Annotated in this window: 19 protein-coding genes and 3 tRNA genes; 13 read left to right on the forward strand and 9 right to left on the reverse strand. The window is 65.6% G+C overall.

What is annotated here, in order from left to right; translation table 11 throughout:
* Window positions 1–88 precede the first annotated feature (88 nt).
* The 4 genes from MJO58_RS26645 (at window position 89) to MJO58_RS26660 (ending at window position 2,397) form a co-directional block, all read left to right on the forward strand.
* Window positions 89–1,084 (forward strand): phosphotransferase family protein, encoded by a 996-nt coding sequence (locus MJO58_RS26645; RefSeq protein ID WP_239723463.1) that lies wholly within the window; start codon window positions 89–91, stop codon window positions 1,082–1,084.
* 11 nt (window positions 1,085–1,095) lie between these two features.
* Window positions 1,096–1,611 carry a hypothetical protein gene (locus MJO58_RS26650; RefSeq protein ID WP_239721490.1) on the forward strand — a complete coding sequence of 172 codons (516 nt, stop codon included), beginning with the start codon at window positions 1,096–1,098 and terminating at the stop codon, window positions 1,609–1,611.
* Between the two features lie 21 nt (window positions 1,612–1,632).
* Window positions 1,633–1,851, forward strand: coding sequence for a hypothetical protein (locus MJO58_RS26655; protein ID WP_090607860.1), 219 nt, complete (start codon window positions 1,633–1,635; stop codon window positions 1,849–1,851).
* Between the two features lie 138 nt (window positions 1,852–1,989).
* Window positions 1,990–2,397 (forward strand): hypothetical protein, encoded by a 408-nt coding sequence (locus tag MJO58_RS26660; RefSeq protein WP_090607862.1) that lies wholly within the window; start codon window positions 1,990–1,992, stop codon window positions 2,395–2,397.
* Window positions 2,398–2,417: 20 nt separating this feature from the next.
* On the opposite strand, the gene MJO58_RS26665 is transcribed toward MJO58_RS26660, so the two are convergent.
* Together MJO58_RS26665 and MJO58_RS26670 are read right to left on the reverse strand one after the other, a co-directional pair.
* Window positions 2,418–2,490, reverse strand: a tRNA-Arg gene (locus tag MJO58_RS26665).
* Window positions 2,491–2,524: 34 nt separating this feature from the next.
* A tRNA-Ser gene (locus tag MJO58_RS26670) sits at window positions 2,525–2,613 on the reverse strand.
* A gap of 89 nt (window positions 2,614–2,702) precedes the next feature.
* Between MJO58_RS26670 and MJO58_RS26675 the strand changes: the two genes are divergently transcribed.
* Together MJO58_RS26675 and MJO58_RS26680 are read left to right on the forward strand one after the other, a co-directional pair.
* The gene (locus tag MJO58_RS26675) at window positions 2,703–3,776 is read left to right on the forward strand and encodes an aromatic amino acid aminotransferase (protein WP_239721491.1); all 1,074 of its coding nucleotides are present in this window, start codon (window positions 2,703–2,705) and stop codon (window positions 3,774–3,776) included.
* Window positions 3,773–4,243 (forward strand): DUF4334 domain-containing protein, encoded by a 471-nt coding sequence (locus MJO58_RS26680; RefSeq protein WP_239721492.1) that lies wholly within the window; start codon window positions 3,773–3,775, stop codon window positions 4,241–4,243. Before MJO58_RS26675 ends, MJO58_RS26680 begins: the two co-directional genes overlap by 4 nt.
* A 117-nt stretch (window positions 4,244–4,360) precedes the next feature.
* On the opposite strand, the gene MJO58_RS26685 is transcribed toward MJO58_RS26680, so the two are convergent.
* The 4 genes from MJO58_RS26685 to espB form a co-directional block, all read right to left on the reverse strand.
* A complete protein-coding gene (locus MJO58_RS26685) occupies window positions 4,361–4,933 on the reverse strand; it encodes a hypothetical protein (protein ID WP_239721493.1) in 573 nt (190 codons plus the stop codon).
* Between the two features lie 40 nt (window positions 4,934–4,973).
* Window positions 4,974–5,288 carry a type VII secretion target gene (locus MJO58_RS26690; protein ID WP_239721494.1) on the reverse strand — a complete coding sequence of 105 codons (315 nt, stop codon included), beginning with the start codon at window positions 5,286–5,288 and terminating at the stop codon, window positions 4,974–4,976.
* Between the two features lie 38 nt (window positions 5,289–5,326).
* Window positions 5,327–6,523, reverse strand: a complete 1,197-nt coding sequence (locus tag MJO58_RS26695; RefSeq protein WP_239721495.1) for an EspA/EspE family type VII secretion system effector — start codon at window positions 6,521–6,523, stop codon at window positions 5,327–5,329.
* 184 nt (window positions 6,524–6,707) lie between these two features.
* Window positions 6,708–8,192, reverse strand: a complete 1,485-nt coding sequence (espB, locus tag MJO58_RS26700) for an EspB family ESX-1 secretion system-associated protein (protein ID WP_239721496.1) — start codon at window positions 8,190–8,192, stop codon at window positions 6,708–6,710.
* Between the two features lie 92 nt (window positions 8,193–8,284).
* Here espB and MJO58_RS26705 point away from each other — a divergent pair, with 92 nt between their 5' ends.
* Window positions 8,285–9,187, forward strand: a complete 903-nt coding sequence (locus MJO58_RS26705) for a LysR family transcriptional regulator (RefSeq protein ID WP_090608217.1) — start codon at window positions 8,285–8,287, stop codon at window positions 9,185–9,187.
* A gap of 1 nt (window position 9,188) precedes the next feature.
* Here MJO58_RS26705 and MJO58_RS26710 read toward each other — a convergent pair whose 3' ends face one another.
* The gene (locus MJO58_RS26710; RefSeq protein ID WP_175364308.1) at window positions 9,189–9,773 is read right to left on the reverse strand and encodes a TIGR03086 family metal-binding protein; all 585 of its coding nucleotides are present in this window, start codon (window positions 9,771–9,773) and stop codon (window positions 9,189–9,191) included.
* A gap of 23 nt (window positions 9,774–9,796) precedes the next feature.
* On the opposite strand from MJO58_RS26710, the gene MJO58_RS26715 reads away from it, so the two are divergent.
* The 3 genes from MJO58_RS26715 to MJO58_RS26725 are packed head-to-tail and all read left to right on the forward strand — an operon-like array spanning window position 9,797 to window position 12,108.
* Complete coding sequence (locus tag MJO58_RS26715) at window positions 9,797–10,621, forward strand: crotonase/enoyl-CoA hydratase family protein (RefSeq protein WP_239721497.1); 825 nt, start codon at window positions 9,797–9,799, stop codon at window positions 10,619–10,621.
* A 34-nt stretch (window positions 10,622–10,655) separates the two neighbouring features.
* Window positions 10,656–11,891 (forward strand): lipase LipE, encoded by a 1,236-nt coding sequence (lipE, locus tag MJO58_RS26720; RefSeq protein WP_090608219.1) that lies wholly within the window; start codon window positions 10,656–10,658, stop codon window positions 11,889–11,891.
* 28 nt (window positions 11,892–11,919) lie between these two features.
* Window positions 11,920–12,108, forward strand: a complete 189-nt coding sequence (locus MJO58_RS26725; protein ID WP_090597733.1) for a hypothetical protein — start codon at window positions 11,920–11,922, stop codon at window positions 12,106–12,108.
* A 69-nt stretch (window positions 12,109–12,177) separates the two neighbouring features.
* On the opposite strand, the gene MJO58_RS26730 is transcribed toward MJO58_RS26725, so the two are convergent.
* Window positions 12,178–12,264, reverse strand: a tRNA-Ser gene (locus tag MJO58_RS26730).
* Between the two features lie 36 nt (window positions 12,265–12,300).
* On the opposite strand from MJO58_RS26730, the gene MJO58_RS26735 reads away from it, so the two are divergent.
* Complete coding sequence (locus tag MJO58_RS26735) at window positions 12,301–13,269, forward strand: NAD(P)H-quinone oxidoreductase (protein WP_239721498.1); 969 nt, start codon at window positions 12,301–12,303, stop codon at window positions 13,267–13,269.
* Window positions 13,270–13,431: 162 nt separating this feature from the next.
* On the opposite strand, the gene MJO58_RS26740 is transcribed toward MJO58_RS26735, so the two are convergent.
* On the reverse strand, window positions 13,432–14,628 hold the full coding sequence (locus MJO58_RS26740) for a cysteine desulfurase-like protein (protein WP_090597737.1): 1,197 nt from the start codon (window positions 14,626–14,628) through the stop codon (window positions 13,432–13,434).
* A 117-nt stretch (window positions 14,629–14,745) separates the two neighbouring features.
* Between MJO58_RS26740 and MJO58_RS26745 the strand changes: the two genes are divergently transcribed.
* Together MJO58_RS26745 and MJO58_RS26750 are read left to right on the forward strand one after the other, a co-directional pair.
* The gene (locus MJO58_RS26745) at window positions 14,746–16,719 is read left to right on the forward strand and encodes a DUF6541 family protein (protein ID WP_239721499.1); all 1,974 of its coding nucleotides are present in this window, start codon (window positions 14,746–14,748) and stop codon (window positions 16,717–16,719) included.
* A gap of 12 nt (window positions 16,720–16,731) precedes the next feature.
* On the forward strand, window positions 16,732–17,268 hold the full coding sequence (locus MJO58_RS26750) for a bacterial proteasome activator family protein (RefSeq protein WP_090597741.1): 537 nt from the start codon (window positions 16,732–16,734) through the stop codon (window positions 17,266–17,268).
* Window positions 17,269–17,279 lie beyond the last annotated feature (11 nt).

A 17,279-nucleotide genomic window follows, 5' to 3' on the forward strand; every position in this document is an offset into this window, starting at 1 on the left:
AGATACACACCGAAACCCCAGGGCGCAGCGCCCGCAGAGTAGGTTCTGCGACGTGGAGCAGGTGGACTTGAACGCGGTCGCGGAATGGATGTCCGGGCAGGGGCTGGGTGAAGGACCGCTGCAGGAAGTTTCGGCCGTCACGGGCGGAACGCAGAACGTGATGCTGCGGTTCACCAGGTCCGGGCGACCCTATGTGCTGCGGCGTGGGCCACGACACCTGCGTCCGCGCAGCAACAGCGTGATCCTGCGGGAAACCAAAGTCCTTGCGGCACTTGCCGGTTCCGACGTGCCGCACCCGCACCTCATCGCGGCGTGTGAGGACACCAGCGTGCTGGGCGATGCCGTTTTCTACCTGATGGACCCCGTCGACGGATTCAATGCCGGCGAGGGACTGCCGCCGTTACATGCCGGCGATGCCGGCGTGCGCCACGGCATGGGCCTGTCGATGGCCGACTCACTGGCGAAGCTGGGCGCAGTCGACCACGTCGCGGTGGGTCTCGCCAACTTCGGTAGGCCCGACGGCTTCCTGGAACGTCAGGTGCCGCGGTGGCTTTCGGAACTGGATTCCTACAACGAGTACGACGGTTACCCCGGCCCGGATATCCCGGGGATCGAGGAAGTGTCGGCGTGGCTGGAACATCACCGGCCGACGACCTGGAAGCCCGGAATCATGCACGGCGACTACCACGCGGCCAACGTGATGTTCTCCCACACCGGGCCGGACGTGGTCGCGATCGTCGACTGGGAGATGTGCACGATCGGTGACCCGCTGCTGGATCTGGGCTGGCTGCTGGCCACCTGGCGCCAAGACGACGGAACCAGCGTGTTCAGCCACGCGCTGGGCGGGCAGGACGGGTTGGCCAGCACCGACGAGCTGTTCGAGCGCTACGCCGCCAACACCACCCGCGACCTGTCGCACATCACCTGGTACACCGTGCTGGCCTGCTTCAAGTTGGGCATCGTCATCGAGGGCACGTTGGCCCGTGCGTGTGCCGGTAAGGCCGAAAAGGAAGTCGGCGATCAACTGCATGCGGCCACGGTGCACCTGTTCGAGCGCGCGCTCACCCAGATCGGCAGCGGCTAGCATCGTTGACCGTGCCTCCTTATCCCGAGGAACCCGACTACTACTCCGAGTACGAGCCGACGCAGGCCGCGCGGTACGGCGGCGGTTATGACCAGGGCGGTTATGACCCCGAGCCGGAGCCCCCAACACCCTGGTACCGACGCCCGCCGGCGCTGATCGCGGCCGGTGCACTGGGCGTGATCGTGCTCGGCCTGGCGGCCTACGCGATCGTGACACTGGTGAGCGGCTCGCCGTCGCCGAGTCCGGCTATCACCACGACGCCGACCCCGTCACCCACTACGACGGTGACCACCACCGCCGCGGCGCCCACGCGGCACCACCCACCGGGGGGCGGCAGCGAGCCTCCGCCGACCCAGACGGTGACCGAAACGGCGCCACCGCCGAGCACGGACACCCCGACGACGACCGTCCCGACGACGACCGTCCCGCCGACAAGCACCGTCACGCTGTCGCCGAGCACGGAGACCAGCACGGTCACCCAGACGGTCACCGTGCCGACGCGTCGTCCGTTCGATCCACGTCCATAGCGGGCCGGTAGGGTCGAGGCCATGAGTCGGCTCGAGCGCGGCCTGGCGCGGCTGCGGGACATGCGCTTTGACCTGTACGAGCAGCCATTGCGGCAGGTGAGTGTGGAGCTCAAGATCGTGTTCGTCGCGATCCACCTGCCGATCGCCGGCGGTAAGACGCTGAGAATCCCGATGATCGCGACGATTGGGCCGATGCCCGAACAGGCTGGGGCTAGCGAGACGGACGACGGCGACGCTTAGCGCGAGGCGAAAGCGCGGTTTCGTAGCCAGTCGTTAACGTCTTGCGGAACAACGGCTTATTGCACGAGCTGGTGGTCTCGGCCGTGCGCGACAAGGGTTATCGTCAAAATCCCGAAGCCACGGCTCGAGGAGCTGCGAATGAGCACGGACGACGAGCCCGGATTCCCGGTGGACGCGCTGGGGTTCACGCCGATAGCGGCCGACGAAGAGCCCGACCACGTGATGCGGACCTGCGGAGTCTGCGGTGGATATTTCCCGACGAAGCCCGGGAGTGCCAACGATCGCGCCGCGCTGTGCCGCACGCACCTGCTGGTGACGCACGCGTTGATGCGCCGAGATGGCGACTCCTGGACGGAGTACGACCATGACCCGTATACCCGCCGCGAACTGGACAGTGGGCGAGAGTTGACTCAGGCGTGCCGGGGGTGGTTGGACGGCAACGGCATCACCTCCGGCGAATGGAAGGTCGAAGCACGCGGCGCCGACAGCGGCGACAAGCTGGCGGAATCAGAGGTCGTCAAACTCACCGAAAAAGCCACGGAGTGACGGGCCGACGTCGTCCTGAGCGCGCCCGAAGGGATTCGAACCCCTAACCTTCTGATCCGTAGTCAGATGCTCTATCCGTTGAGCTACGGGCGCCGGTACTTCAGTTGTGTCCCCGAAAGGACGTCAGCGGAGGCGAGAGGATTTGAACCTCCGGTCCCCTTTAGGGGGGACAACTCATTAGCAGTGAGCCCCATTCGGCCGCTCTGGCACGCCTCCCTTGGACTTCATGAGGGTACCCGACTCGACGCGGGCGTCCCTGAACCGCCGGAGGCATAGCGTACACAGCGGGGACATATGCTGTCGAAGTGACTGCCCGCCTACGGCCTGAGCTGGCCGGGCTGCCGGTTTACGTTCCTGGTAAGACCGTGCCGGGTTCGATGAAACTGGCCAGCAACGAGACGGTGTTCGGCCCGCTGCCCAGTGTCCGCGCCGCTATCGAGCAAGCGACCGACGTCGTCAACCGCTACCCAGACAACGGCTGTGTCCAACTCAAAGCGGCGCTGGCCAAGCATGTCGGTTCGGGTTTCGACCCCGAGCACATCGCCGTCGGCGCCGGATCGGTCAGCCTGTGCCAGCAGCTGGTACAGATCACCGCCTCGGCCGGTGACGAGGTGATCTTCGGCTGGCGCAGCTTCGAGCTCTACCCGCCGCTGGTTCAGGTCGCCGGCGCGGCCACTGTCAAAGTGGCGCTGACCGACCACACCTTCGACCTCGACGCGATGCTGGCGGCGATCACCGAACGCACGCGGCTGATCTTCGTCTGCAATCCCAACAACCCGACCTCGACCGTCGTCGATCCCGACGCGCTGATCCGTTTCGTCGAGGCGGTTCCGCCGCACATCGTCATCGCGATCGACGAGGCCTACGTCGAATACGTCCGCGACGGCATGCTGCCCGACAGCCTGGGCCTGGTCCGCGCCCGCCGTAATGTCGTTGTGCTGCGTACCTTTTCGAAGGCCTACGGGCTGGCCGGCCTGCGCGTCGGCTACGCGGTCGGCCACCCCGACGTGATCACGGCGTTGGACCAGGTGTTCGTGCCGTTCTCGGTGACGAACATCTCGCAGGCGGCCGCCATCGCGTCGCTGGATGCCGCCGACGAATTGTTGGCCCGCACCGACGCTTTGGTCGCCGACCGGGTTCGGATGAGCGCCGGGCTGCGCGACGCCGGATTCACCTTGCCGCCGTCGCAGGCGAATTTCGTCTGGTTGCCCCTCGGCCCGCGCACCCGGGACTTCGTCAAACGCGCAGCCGACGCGGGCATCGTGGTTCGCCAGTACGGCGACGACGGGGTCCGCATATCCATCGGCGCGCCCAAAGAGAACGATGCACTGCTGACATTTGCCCGCGACTGGATCAGACACCCGGAGGTTGACGAATGAGTTTGGCCCGCAAGCAGTTTACCGAGTTCAAGGAACGCGACAGTATTGCCGATGCCGAGCTCGACGAGTTCTGGGCGACGCTGCCTCCCGCGACGATCGACGAGATGATCGGCGAGTGGAAGGGCGGTGAATTTCTCACCGGACACATGATGAACGGTCAGCTGGAGAAGGTCGGTTGGTTCGGCAAGACCTTCACGTCGGTAACTGACGTGCAGCCGTTGGTCTGCCTCGACGCCGACGGAAACAAGTTCTCCAACAAGGAGATGGGCAAGGGCGAGGCGAGCCTGTGGCTGGAAGACTTCCGCGGCGAGGTCACCGCCACGATGGTTTACGACGGGCAGCCCGTGCACGACCACTTCAAGAGGATCGACGACGACGCCGTGATGGGCATTATGAACGGCAAGGGCGTGCTCGACTTCCAGGACGGGGTGGGCCGCTACTACTACTTCTATCTCGAACGCGTATAGGGCCCTTGCCGTTTGAGTGCGCGCTCAGGATTTGAGTGTGCGCCCGGGGCGGGATTTCGGTGGTTTTCCGCCCTGAGCGCACACTCGATGTCGTCGGCGCAGACTCGACGCGCCGGGTCAGTCGTCAGCGTTGCGGTACCTGGCGGCGAACACTTCTGCCTGTGCCGCGGCAGCATGCTCCGGCGTCGGCAAGGGCAAGAAATCCGTCACGAAATCGCGCAACGCCCCGCCATCGGCGATCCCGATCTCATGCATGGCCTCCGGCAGCGCGGCATTTCCGAGCAGATTCCATTGGCCGGCCAGCCCCTTTTGACGAGCCAAGCCCGCAAGAACGACGATCTCGGCCGCCAGCTCGGACTCGGTCATGTTCGTCACTTTCGACGACAGACGGACCCGTTGGGTTCTTCCGTCCATCAGCGCCGCGACCGACACCGTCCTCGGTGGGTTGGTCACCGCGAACAGCGGGCTTCCGTCCACCTCGTCATCATTTTCTTCCGGCTCCTCTTTGGCGGTTTGCGAACGGACGGCATCCAGTCCGGATCCCGTCCCGCTGGGCTGGGCCGGTGCGTAGCCCGGTAACGCGTCGGCGACACCGCCGCCATCGTCGGCAGCGGCTTTGCCTGAGCCGGAGAAGTTCAGCGCCGCGGCAAGGCCGCCCTGGTCGTCATCATTTCCAAAGTACTGAGGCATTTCTTCCTCTCCTACAATCTGAACTGGTAACGGGCAAGCACTATTTCGGCTGCGCCTGGTCGTCGAGGTTTTCGCGCAGCTCCCCGTCGACACCCTGATACGTTCCCTCGGCCGCGCGTAGTTTTGCGGACAGATCAGCGGCCGCCTTCGCCAGTGCGACGCCCGCCGCACGACGCTGGTTCACCAGACCGGCCCCCGCAATGTTGGATCCCCAGCTGATGACGCCATGGGTTATCCAAAGCCACTGTGCAACGGTGTCGGTCGTCTTGGCCGCGCTGACCGCGGTTGCGGCCACCGCATCCTGGCGCTTTGCCAGGTTGGCCAGATGTGTTGGGTCGACGTTCAGGTTCATCATGATTGTCTCCTTATCTTCGAGTTGCCGCACCCACCGCGTCAGCGAATGCGGTTAGTTTGCTTGGCTTCTGGGGTTTTCGCTGCATCGACGGGTGCACGCTCCGCTCCGTCGGAGCCCGCTTCGGCGCCGGCGGCATCCCGCGCGCGGGCGGGTTTTGCTTGTCTCGCCGAGGCGAGTGGCTGTGCGGACCCCATGGTCTGGCTGACTCGGTTCAATTGCTGGGGGACCTGCCTGGAACTGTCCGCGAACTGCCCGGTCATCGCGGGCCCATCAACGGCGGTCGGCGTTGCTTCTGCCTCACGCTGATCGAGGGTTTCAGTGTCGCTGAAGCAGGCGCCGCGCTGGCTCTGCTCGTCGAGCGAGACTACCTGGCTGGATATTTCGGCCAGCCGCGCAATGCTCGGCGGTGCGGAGAAGTCCGACAGGGCGTCTGAGATGGCCTGCAGGTCGGGAGTGTAGGTTTTATCGGCGCCCAGCACCTCAATCGTCGCGAAAGTCCCTGTGGGCGCTGCCCGGTCAGCGATGCTTTTGTACTCGTTCGCGAGTGCGTCGAACTTCTGTGCTGTCTCTCCCGACGAGTTCATCACTTGGAACTCGTAGCTGATGATGGTCAGCGATATCGCAGAAACCGTGACGGATTGGAACGCCACTGACCAAGCCGGGCCAATCACTGGCCACGCCCACATAAGTAAAGCCGCGGCCTGAGCAACTTGCAGCGCCAACAGCGACAATGCAATGACCCGGTGCGCCTGTTGAATCTTTGCGGCGTGGTCTGCGACGCATTGTTGCGTCTGCTTGTCCAGTTCTTGCAAGATATCCGCGAGATTCTTCAGGTGATCATTCACGGCCGCATACGATTTCGCCGCATCACCGTCCCATTTCGCGGGGTCCGGGTTGGCCAGTTCCTGCGTGAGACGCAGGTTCTCGAACCTGTCTTTCCCCGTGCTGAATGCGCCGCCCTGGTCGGCTGCCAGAAAACCATTCACCATGTCTAAGGCGGCGACGGCGACCATCGCTATGTCGATGATGGCTGTCGGGGTCGGGGTGGGCCCCGGTTTAGCCAATCCGGTTTTGAGCATGTCGAACTTGTCCCGCAGGTACCAAGTAAACTTCCCGGCCGCCGCACCCATATTTGCCCCAGTCGTGACCCAGTCCTGCTGGAGCCCGGCGCCGATTGCGGGAGAACCCCGTCCGACCACATATGCAAGATCGTGGGCACCTCTTAGCCAACTCATGTCCCTACTCCTTTTGCTCGTGATTGAAGTGCAATGATGCTGTACACGGCGGGCCAAGCCTAACGCGCACAGATCGAATCGTTGGATGAATTCCAATGTCTAGCAGCGGTTTTCATTCCCGGCTGCAAACGAAGGGCTGGACGTTACAGCCTGGCAGCGGCGCGGTGAACGGAATCGGTGCGTCTCAGTTTTGGAGTAGACCGATCACGGCCTCCGTCCACGCCCGCATTTCGGTGTAAATCGCCGACTCACCCTCTGTGCGCTTCACCTGGCCGCTACCTTCGGCCTGCTTGCTCGACTGGCCCAGCGGCGCCATGCCCATGCCGCTGCCGCCCATCACACCGGCCGCACCCGGAGCCCACCGGCTGTGGTCGGGACGAGGCGGGGCTGGGACACCTCCTCCGGCACCGGCTCCCACCGCGGGCTGCAGTGGTGCCGGGGGAACGGAAAACTTCACTCCCGCCCCTGGCTTTGCGCCACCCAAGGACGACGGCTTGACGGTTGGTGGTTGGTATTTCGGTGGAAGCGGCGACGCCCCGCCGGATTTGGGCCCGTTCGGTGTGCCCGGCATCAGTGGGGCACCAACGGGGGGCAGAAGTGGCATGTCGGTACTGGGAAGATTGTCCGCAATGGGCAGATCGCCGGGACCCGACGGCAAGCCGCCCGTGCCATCGCCATCGCCGTTTCCATCGCCATTGCCATTGCCATTGCCATTGCCATTGCCATTGCCGTTGCCGTTGCCGTTGCCGTTGCCGTTGCCGTTGCCGGGCGGGGCGGCGATGTAATAGGCCGCGGGTGGCCTCGCCGGGTCGACCGGTGTCAGCGGCAGCTCCGCCCTCGTCTCGTATTCGGCGAGCACTTGCTCCGAAATCCGTTGTGCCAACACGTAATAGTCTTGGCACTTCTGCACCAAACCCTTGTAATACTTTCTGGTCTTGTCGTCCGTTGCCATGGCCAGGCGCTCCGCGGCCATGACATAGACGGCCTCTTGCTCCTCGACCTCCTGCACCCAGGGATGTCGCTCCCAGCCCCACCGCTGGGCCGCGGCGACCTTTCGAGCCTGAGAAGCCAGGGTTTCGCACCGGTCGGCCATCTGGTCAGACCACGCCATTTGCTGATCGAAACTCGCGTCGACGGCATTCCTGGCATCGCCGTACCAGCTCACAAAGGGTCGGAACGCATCTTTGGCTGCCAACAGGTTTTGGCGATATGCCATCCACTCATCGGCGAATGCGTCGAACGCCTCGCCCTGGTCGGTGTCGCTGATTTCCGTGGCCGCCTGCCGCAACGGGCGGTACAACCCCGCTTCGCTCGCTGCCACCATCCGGGTGCGATTAAGCGGCGCGGTCGGAAGCTCGGCGCACGGCCCGACCGTGGCCGTCGACACAGAGGTGCTGTTGTTGATGGCCCGCTCGGCAGTCTCGTCGGTGTCCTCATAGAGTTTGGCCGCATTGCGCAGCGCCTCGGCCAAACGCAGTCGCTCGCGCATACCCGCGGCGAGGTAAATCCGCATGTTGTCAGCGGACTCCGCAAGCTGCTCTGCCGCCTTGATCACCATCGGCAACTTCGACGGTGCCGCCGGGATTTTGGTGGGTTCTGGAATCGTGATCTCCAGCTCGCTAGCGCGGGCCACCAGCTCTTCCGTGGCCACGTCCACCGGTTGCGTCATGGAATTCGTCTCCTCAGTGCTTGCGTCGGGCTGTTACAAAAAGTTTCGTTTGCCTGCTGCTATTTGTGAAATGAATCGTTAACATGACACTTATGCGCACTACGCATATCGATCAGGTTGATCTGAATCTGCTGCCGCCATTGGTGGCCCTGCTGGAGGAGCAACACGTCTCGCGTGCGGCCGACCGGGTCCGGTTAAGCCAGCCGGCGATGAGCCGCGCCCTGCAGCGGCTGCGCCGCCACTTCGGCGACGAGCTGCTGGTGCGGGGGCCGGATGGCTACTCGCTGACGCCGCGCGCCGAGCGTCTCCGCGACCAACTCACCACGGCCGTAACACATTTGGAGCAACTGTTTGCGACGGAGGCGTTCGACCCGGCTACGGCCGCCCAATCGTTTCGCCTCGCCGTCAGCGACTACACCGTCGCCACGTTCGGACCCGAGCTGGTGCGCACGGTGCTGGCCGAATCACCCGATTCGACGGTGGGTTGCGAAGTTCTGGACGAGCACGCGTTCGACAAGCTGGACGCGGGGACGATAGATTTGGCGATTTATGGCCGGGTGGCACCCGAAAGATATTGCAGCCAATACCTTTTCAGCGATCGCTTCGTCTGCGTCGTCGCCGCCGAGCACCCGATGGCCGACCAGACATCCGTGTCGCTGTCCACGTATCTGCGCCTGCCGCACCTGACGATCGACATCGGCCAGCCCTGGATCGATCGGGCACTCGAGCCGCTCGGCGTCACACGTCGCGTGGCGGTCAGCGTGCCCTACTTCGCGCTGGCGCCCAGCATTTTGCCGGGCACCGAGCTGCTGCTGACCCTTCCGGAACGGGTTGCCCGCAAGAACGCCGACCCCGCGCAGACCCGCATCCTCGCGGCGCCTCGCGAGTTGATCGAACTCGAGTTCTACGCGGTGTGGCACCCGCGCTTCGATCAGGACCCGTCCCACAGCTGGCTGCGCGAGAAGGTCCGCGCCGCGGCCGAATCGACCGCGTGAATTATCTGGCCGGGTCGCGGCCGGTGAACGCGACCAGCTGTTCCCAAGCGCTGGCATCCGCGGGCACGTCGACCGGATCGTCGAACCCGGCGGCGCCGCGAAATTCGGGCCTGATCGTCTTGTGCGCCAGGTCCAGCACGTACTCGGCCAGTGGCTCCGGGGCGTCGACGTCGCGGCCGACCGCGACCGCGTAATCCCAAGCGTGGACTAGGAATTCGATCGAGAAGATGCCGCACGCCGACTTGGCCGGCATCTCGGTCTTGCCGAATGGCACGGTGCCGTCCAGGCCGCGGTGGTGCCAGGCGTCCAACGCCGGGCGAGCCGCAAGGATGATCTGGCGTTCCACCGAGTCGCCGGGTTCGCGCTCCGGGAACTGGGCACCGGCCATCCCACCGATGCCGGTGATCGATTTCAGCAGGTGCTCGGTCAACTGGGTCACGTCGTATTCCGAGCAACCGGTCTGCCGGGACATGTCGGCACCGGAGATGGTGTGCAGCACATGCTGCAGCACCCCAAGGCTGTCTTCGGCGCCCTGCAGCTCGTCGGCCGGTGGAGAATCTGGTCCGGGTCGCAAATCACGAGGCATATTCGCCACGCTACGGTCTCGATATGGCCGATACATACGATTCCGTCACCGTCGAGGTCAAAGATCACGTCGCGCAGGTGACGCTGATCGGACCCGGTAAGGGCAATGCGATGGGGCCCGCCTTCTGGGCCGAGATGCCGGACGTGTTCGGGACCCTGGACGCCGACCGGGACGTGCGCGCCATCGTCATCACCGGATCGGGCAAGAACTTCAGCTACGGCCTGGACCTGCCCGCAATGGGCGGCACGTTCGCGCCGTTGCTGGCCGACGGGGCGTTGGCCCGACCCCGCACGGATTTCCACACCGAGCTGCGGCGCATGCAGGGCGCGATCAGCGCGATCGCCGACTGCCGCACCCCGACCATCGCCTCGGTGCACGGCTGGTGCATCGGCGGTGGCGTCGACCTGATCTCGGCGGTGGACATCCGCTATGCCAGCGCCGATGCCAAGTTCTCGGTGCGTGAAGTCAAACTCGCGATCGTCGCCGACGTCGGAAGCCTGGCCCGGCTGCCGCTGATCCTCAACGACGGTCATCTGCGTGAGCTGGCGCTGACCGGCAAGGACATCGACGCGGCCCGCGCCGAGAAGATCGGCCTGGTCAACGACGTCTACGCCGACGCCGAGGCCTCGTTGGCCGCCGCCCACGCCACTGCCGCCGAAATCGCCGCCAACCCGCCGCTGGCCGTATACGGCGTCAAGGACGTGCTCGACCAGCAGCGCATCGCGGCGGTGTCGGAAAGCCTGCGCTACGTGGCCGCCTGGAATTCGGCCTTCCTGCCGTCCAAGGACCTCACCGAGGGCATCCAGGCGACGTTCGCCAAGCGTCCGCCGCAGTTCACCGGAGAGTAGCCGGGCGCCACGTACCCTCGCGGGAGTGGCAACGATGACTGCAGACGGCAAGATCCGTGTCCCCGCCGACCTTGACTCGGTCACCGCGGTCGGCGACGAGGACCACTCGGAGGTCGACAGCGCCGCCGTCGAACGAATCTGGCAGGCCGCCCGCCACTGGTATCAGGCGGGCATGCACCCGGCGATTCAGTTGTGCATCCGGCACCGCGGTCGCGTGGTGCTCAACCGCGCCATCGGGCACGGCTGGGGCAATGCGCCTACCGACCCCCCCGATGCCGAGAAGGTCCCCGTCACAACGGACACACCATTTTGCGTGTACTCCGCGGCCAAGGCCATCGCCGCGACCGTGGTGCACCAGCTGGTCGAGCGAGGCGTCTTCTCCCTTGACGACCGAGTCTGCGAGTACATGCCCACTTTCACCAGCCACGGCAAAGACCGCATCACGATCCGGCACGTGATGACCCACAGCGCCGGCCTCCCGTTTCCGACCGGGCCGCTGCCGGACCTCAAGCGGACCGACGATCACGAGTACGTGCAGGAAATGCTGAGCAATCTGCGGCCGCTGTACCGCCCGGGGTTGATCCACATCTACCACGCGCTGACCTGGGGCCCCCTGATCCGCGAGATCGTCTACACGGCCGCCGGCAAGGACATTCGCGAAATCCTGGCCGCCGAAATCCTTGACCCGCTTGGGTTTCGGTGGACCAACTTCGGTGTCGCCAAGCAAGACCTCGATCTGGTCGCGCCGAGCCATGCCACCGGTCGGCCCTTGCCTCCGGTGGTCGCGCAGATATTCCGCAAGGCCATCGGGGGCACCGTTCACGAGATGATCCCGGTGACGAACCAGCCGTTCTTCTTGACCACGGTGATCCCGTCGTCCAATGCCGTCTCGACCGCCCACGAGATGTCGCGGTTCGCCGAGATCTGGCGTCGCTATGGCGAACTCGATGGTGTGCGGGTCCTGCAGGCGGAGACATTGCGCGGCGCGGTCACCGAATCCCGGCGGTTACGACCGGATTTCGCCGTGGGCCTGATGCCGGCCCGCTGGGGTACCGGCTTCATCCTCGGGACCAACCGATGGGGACCGTTCGGCCGCAACGCACCGGAAGCATTCGGCAGTCTGGGCTTGAGCAACATAGCGATCTGGGCCGACCCCGAGCGCAACTTGGCCGCCGGTCTGATCAGTAGCGGTAAACCCGGCCGCGACCCGGAACTACGTCGCTACGCGACGCTGATGAACACCATCGCGGCACAAATCCCGACCGATTGAGCGCGCCGACAGTGGGAACACTGCGGCGATGGCCAATTATCGAGTGATCAACCCCCACGGCGACATCGTCGCGACCAAGGACATCGCCAGCGCCGAGGACGCGCACGCCTGGTTCATCGACGCCAAGGCCGACAACACCGAACTCGGCTGGCGGATGGAAGTCGAGCATGACGGCGACTGGTCGTTCTTCGACGACACCGAAGGCGAACGGGCGTAAGCCGAGGGCCTCGGCGGCGTCTGCTCCCCGGCCGACAGCATCGGCGCGATTCTTCGCTGCTGAACACTGCGGTGGCGGAGGGATTTGAACCCCCGGACGGTTTTAGCCGTCTCTCGCTTTCAAGGCGAGTGCATTAGGCCGCTCTGCCACGCCACCGCTGACAAGGGTAACGGGGCTAGTACCGTGGCCCGCATGCGCGCCATCGTCGCCGAATCTTCCGACCAACTCGTCTGGCAAGAGGTCCCCGATGTCTCCGCCGGGGCCGGCGAGGTGCTGATCAAGGTCACCGCGGCCGGCGTCAACCGCGCCGACGTGCTGCAGGCCGCCGGAAAGTATCCGCCCCCGCCGGGAGCCAGCGACATCATCGGCATGGAGGTATCCGGCGTGGTCGCCTCAGTGGGGTCGGGCGTCACGGAATGGTCCGTCGGACAAGAGGTTTGCGCGCTGTTGGCGGGCGGCGGCTACGCGGAATACGTCGCGGTTCCCGCGCCTCAGGTGTTGCCGATTCCGGGCGGCGTCTCGCTGGAGGATGCAGCTGGGCTACCCGAGGTGGCCTGCACCGTGTGGTCGAACCTGGTGCTCACCGCGCACCTGCACGAGGGCCAGCTGCTGCTGATGCACGGCGGGGCAAGCGGCATCGGAACCCACGCGATTCAGATCGCGCGCGCCTTGGGCGCCCGAGTGGCGGTCACCGCTGGTTCCGAGGAGAAGCTGCAGACCTGCCGCGATCTGGGCGCCGAGATCACCATCAACTATCGCGACGAGGACTTCGTCGCGCGGCTGCAGGATTGCGGCGGCGCCGATGTGATCTTCGACATCATGGGTGCCTCCTACCTGGACCGCAATCTCGATGCGCTGGCCACCGACGGGCAGCTGCTGATCATCGGCATGCAAGGTGGTCTCAAGGCCGAGCTCAACATCGGCAAGCTGCTGCCCAAGCGGTTACGCGTGATCGGCACGACGCTGCGCGGCCGGCCGGTGCACGGCCCGAACAGCAAGGGCGAGATCGTCGCAGCCGTGACGGAGTCGGTGTGGCCGATGATCGCCGACGGCCGGGTCCGGCCGATCATCGGCGCTCGCATGCCGATTCAGCAGGCCGGCGCTGCCCACCAGAAGCTGGTCTCGGGCGAGGTGCACGGGAAGATCGTGCTGACCGTTTAGTGGGCGGGCCGGCGCCTCGAGTGCGCGCTGACGGCTTTCAGTGTGCGGTCCGGGCGAGATTTCCGGCGATTTCCCGCCGTCAACGCACACTCGAGGGTGAGCAGCGGCGAGCGGCGGCGGGTGAGCGACGGCGGCGGGTGAGCGGCGGCGGGTGAGCGGCGATTAACCCAGCGACGCGAGCGCGCGGACCAGTTGATCGACCTCGGCCATCGTCGAGTAGTGCGCCAGCCCGACGGCCACCGCGCCGCCAACCTCGTTGGCGCCCAAGGCATCCAGCACACGTGAGCTCTCGTTCGAGACGGCCAGAATTCCGTTGTCCGCCAAGCGCTGTACGACCCGCTCGGCGGGCACGCCCTGCAATGCGAAGCTGACCAGCGGGATCCGCACCTCGGGGCGACCGATCAACATCATCAACGGCAACGACCGCAACGAGACCATCAGGTAGTCGAAGATCCGGTTGAGGTACGAGGTGGCGGATTGCATCGACACCGACAGCCGCTCGCGCCGGCTGCCGCGGGCCGACTCGTCCAATGCCGCAAGGTATTCGATGCTGGCGACCACCCCGGCCAACAGTCCGAACTGATGCGCCCCCACCTCGAGACGCGCCGGGCCGGTGGCGTTGGGATTGGTGGAGACCGAGCTGAACGAGTTGATCATCGCCGGATCCCGGAACACGATCGCGCCGACGGGCGGGCCACCCCAGGCCGTCGCGTTGACCGCCACCACGTCGACCTCGGTCTCTTTGACGTCGAGCAGTCGGTAGGGCGCGGCCGCGGAGTGGTCGACGATCACCAGCCCGCCGACGTCGTGCACCAGCTTGGTCATCGCCCGCAGATCGGTGACCGTGCCCAGGGTTCCCGATGCGGAGGTGACCGCAACCAGTCGGGTCGACTTCCCGATCAGGCTCTCCCACTGCCACGTCGGCAGCTCGCCGGTCTCGATGTCGACCTCGGCCCACTTCACCTTGGCGCCGTAGCGGTGCGCCGCGCGCAGCCACGGGGCGATGTTGGCCTCGTCGTCCAGGCGGCTGACGACCACCTCGTAGCCCAGGCCGGCCCGCGAGGATGACGCCTCCGCCAGCGAGGACAGCAGGATCGCGCGATCGGCGCCCAGCACGATGCCCGCCGGGTCGGCGTTGAACAGATCGGCCACGGCCGCGCGCGCGGCTTCCAGCACGGCGGCGCTGCGCTGCGCCGACGGGTGCGCTCCCACGGTGGTGGCACTGGAGCGGCGGAAAGCGGTGGAGACGGTGGTCGCAACGGAATCGGGAATCAGCATCCCGGTCGGCGCGTCGAAGTGCACCCATCCGTCACCCAGTGACGGATGCAGTCCGCGCACCCGGGCGACGTCGTAAGCCATGCAGCCACCTTAGAGCTTCCGCACTAGAGCGAAATTGTGACGATAGCGGGTGCCACAGACGTCAGAGCCAGCCGGTGGCTGCCCGAGCCAGGTCACCCGGCCAGCCATACTAGTCCAGTGGGGCTCTGGATCGGAACGCTGATCGCACTGTTTTTGCTGATCGCCCCGGGGACAATCGTTGCGCGTATCGCCCAGCTAACGTGGCCAATCGCGGTCGCAGTTGGCCCGGCGCTGACCTACGGTGTCGTCGCGCTGGCGATCATTCCCTACGGTGCGCTCGGAATCCCATGGAACGGTTGGACTGCGCTCGCGGCGCTGGCGGTCGTGTGTGTGGTGGCGACGGGTTTGCAGTTGCTACTGGCCCGCTACCGCGACACCGACGCCGAGGCGCGGGGCATCGCCGGCTGGCCGGCGCTGGCGGTTGGGGCGGGGGTGGCGCTGGGCACGCTGCTGATCATGTGGGCGGCCTACCGGGGTTTGGCCACGCACTGGCAGGCCGTCCCCAGCACCTGGGATGCGGTGTGGCATGCCAACGAAGTGCGCTACATCCTCGACACCGGCCAGGCGTCGAGCACCCATATGGGCGAGCTGCGCAACGTCGAAACCCACCAGACGCTGTACTACCCGTCGGTGTTCCACGCTCTGACCGCGGTGTTCTGCCAGCTCACCGGGGCGGCCCCGACCACCGGCTACACACTGAACTCGGTCGCGGCCTCGATCTGGCTGTTTCCGACCAGCGCGGCGATGCTGACCTGGCATCTGCTGCGCCCGGTGATGACGCCGGGCCGCACCGCCGCGATCTCGGCCACCGCCGCCGCGCTGTCAGCGTCGTTCACCTCGGTGCCCTACGTCGAGTTCGGCGTGGCCGCGATGCCCAACTTGGCCGCCTACGGCGTCGCGATCCCGACCTTCCTGTTGATCACCTCCACGCTGCGGCATCGCGACCGCATCCCGATGGCCGTGCTGGCGTTGGTCGGCGTGCTGTCGGTACACCTGACCGGCGGATTCATCGTCATCCTGTTCCTGTTGGGCTGGTGGCTGCTAGACGTGTGGTGGCACCCGGTGCGCGGACGGCTCGCGGACGCCGCAATCCTGGCCGCGGTGGCGGTGCCGACCGGGGTGATCCTGGCGCCGCAGTTCATCGGGGTGCTCAAACAGGCCGACATCATCGCCGGGCATGCCTTCCCCAGCTTCAAGAGCGCCAAGCAGGGCGTCATCGATGCGCTGCTGCTGCACACCCGCCACCTCAACGATTTTCCGACCCAGTACGGCCTGGTCGTGCTGATGTATCTCGGCATGGCGTATCTGCTGTACAAGCGGATCTGGTGGCCGGTGGCGGTCTGGCTGGTACTGACGGTGGCGACCGTCTACTCGGGGGCCCCGTTTCACAACGCGGTCGGCGCCGCGATCGAGGAGTTCAGCCAGTTCTTCTACAACGACCCGCGCCGCCTCACCTCGGTGGTGACGATGCTGGTGACGCCGATGGCAGCCATCGCGCTGTTCGGCGCGGTGGCGCTCGCGGTCGCGATCGCCAAACGCATCACCGACCGGTTCAAGGAGTTGCCCGCACCGTTCTGGGTGTCGACCGCCGCGGTCCTGCTGGTGCTGACCACCGTGGTCAGCGCACGACATTACTTCTATCGACATCTGGTGCTGTTCGGCGACAAATACGACTCGGTGATGATCGATCAGCGCGACCTGATGGCGATGGCGTATCTGTCCAGACTGCCCGGCGCCCACGACACCCTGATCGCCAACGCGAACACCGACGGCACCGCCTGGATGTATGCGGTGGCCGATTTGCATCCGCTGTGGACGCATTACGACTTCCCGCAGCAGACCGGGCCGGGACCGCAGCGCTTCGTCATCTGGGCTTACGCCAACCGTGGTGATTCCGATCCGAGAGTCGTCGAGGCGATCAAGGCGCTGAATATCCGCTACATCTACACCAGCTCGCCCACAGTTCGCGGGTTCGCCATGCCCGACGGACTAGTGTCGCTGGAAAAGTCGAAGTCGTGGGCGCTGATCTACGACAACGGCGGGGCCAGAATTTACGAATGGCGCGGAAATGCCACACCGCCCCGCCCCTAGACGTACAAGAGGATGGTGACCGGATTGACTAACGGCAACGACGGCCCCAATGACGATGGCGTCGAGATCATCGGCGGCGTCGATCCGCGGATCATGGCGCTTCGCGATGGCGCCGACGACGACGATCCCGACGAAAAATCCCTGACCGATCTCGTCGAGCAGCCCGCCAAGGTGATGCGCATCGGGACCATGATCAAGCAATTGCTCGAAGAAGTGCGTGCGGCACCGCTGGATGACGCCAGCCGCAAGCGGTTGCGCGAGATCCACGCGACCAGCATCAGGGAGCTGGAAGACGGTCTCGCACCGGAACTTCGCGAGGAACTCGATCGCCTCACCCTGCCGTTCAACGAGGACGCCGAGCCCACCGACGCCGAGTTGCGCATCGCCCAAGCCCAGCTCGTCGGCTGGCTCGAGGGACTGTTTCACGGCATCCAGACCGCGCTGTTCGCCCAACAGATGGCCGCCCGCGCGCAGCTCGAGCAGATGCGCCAGGGTGCCCTGCCGCCGGGTATCGGGCGCCACGGTCCGGGCACCGGGCAGTACCTCTAAGAGCAGACGTC

It is taken from the genome of Mycobacterium lentiflavum, assembly GCF_022374895.2.
GTDB lineage: Bacteria > Actinomycetota > Actinomycetes > Mycobacteriales > Mycobacteriaceae > Mycobacterium > Mycobacterium lentiflavum.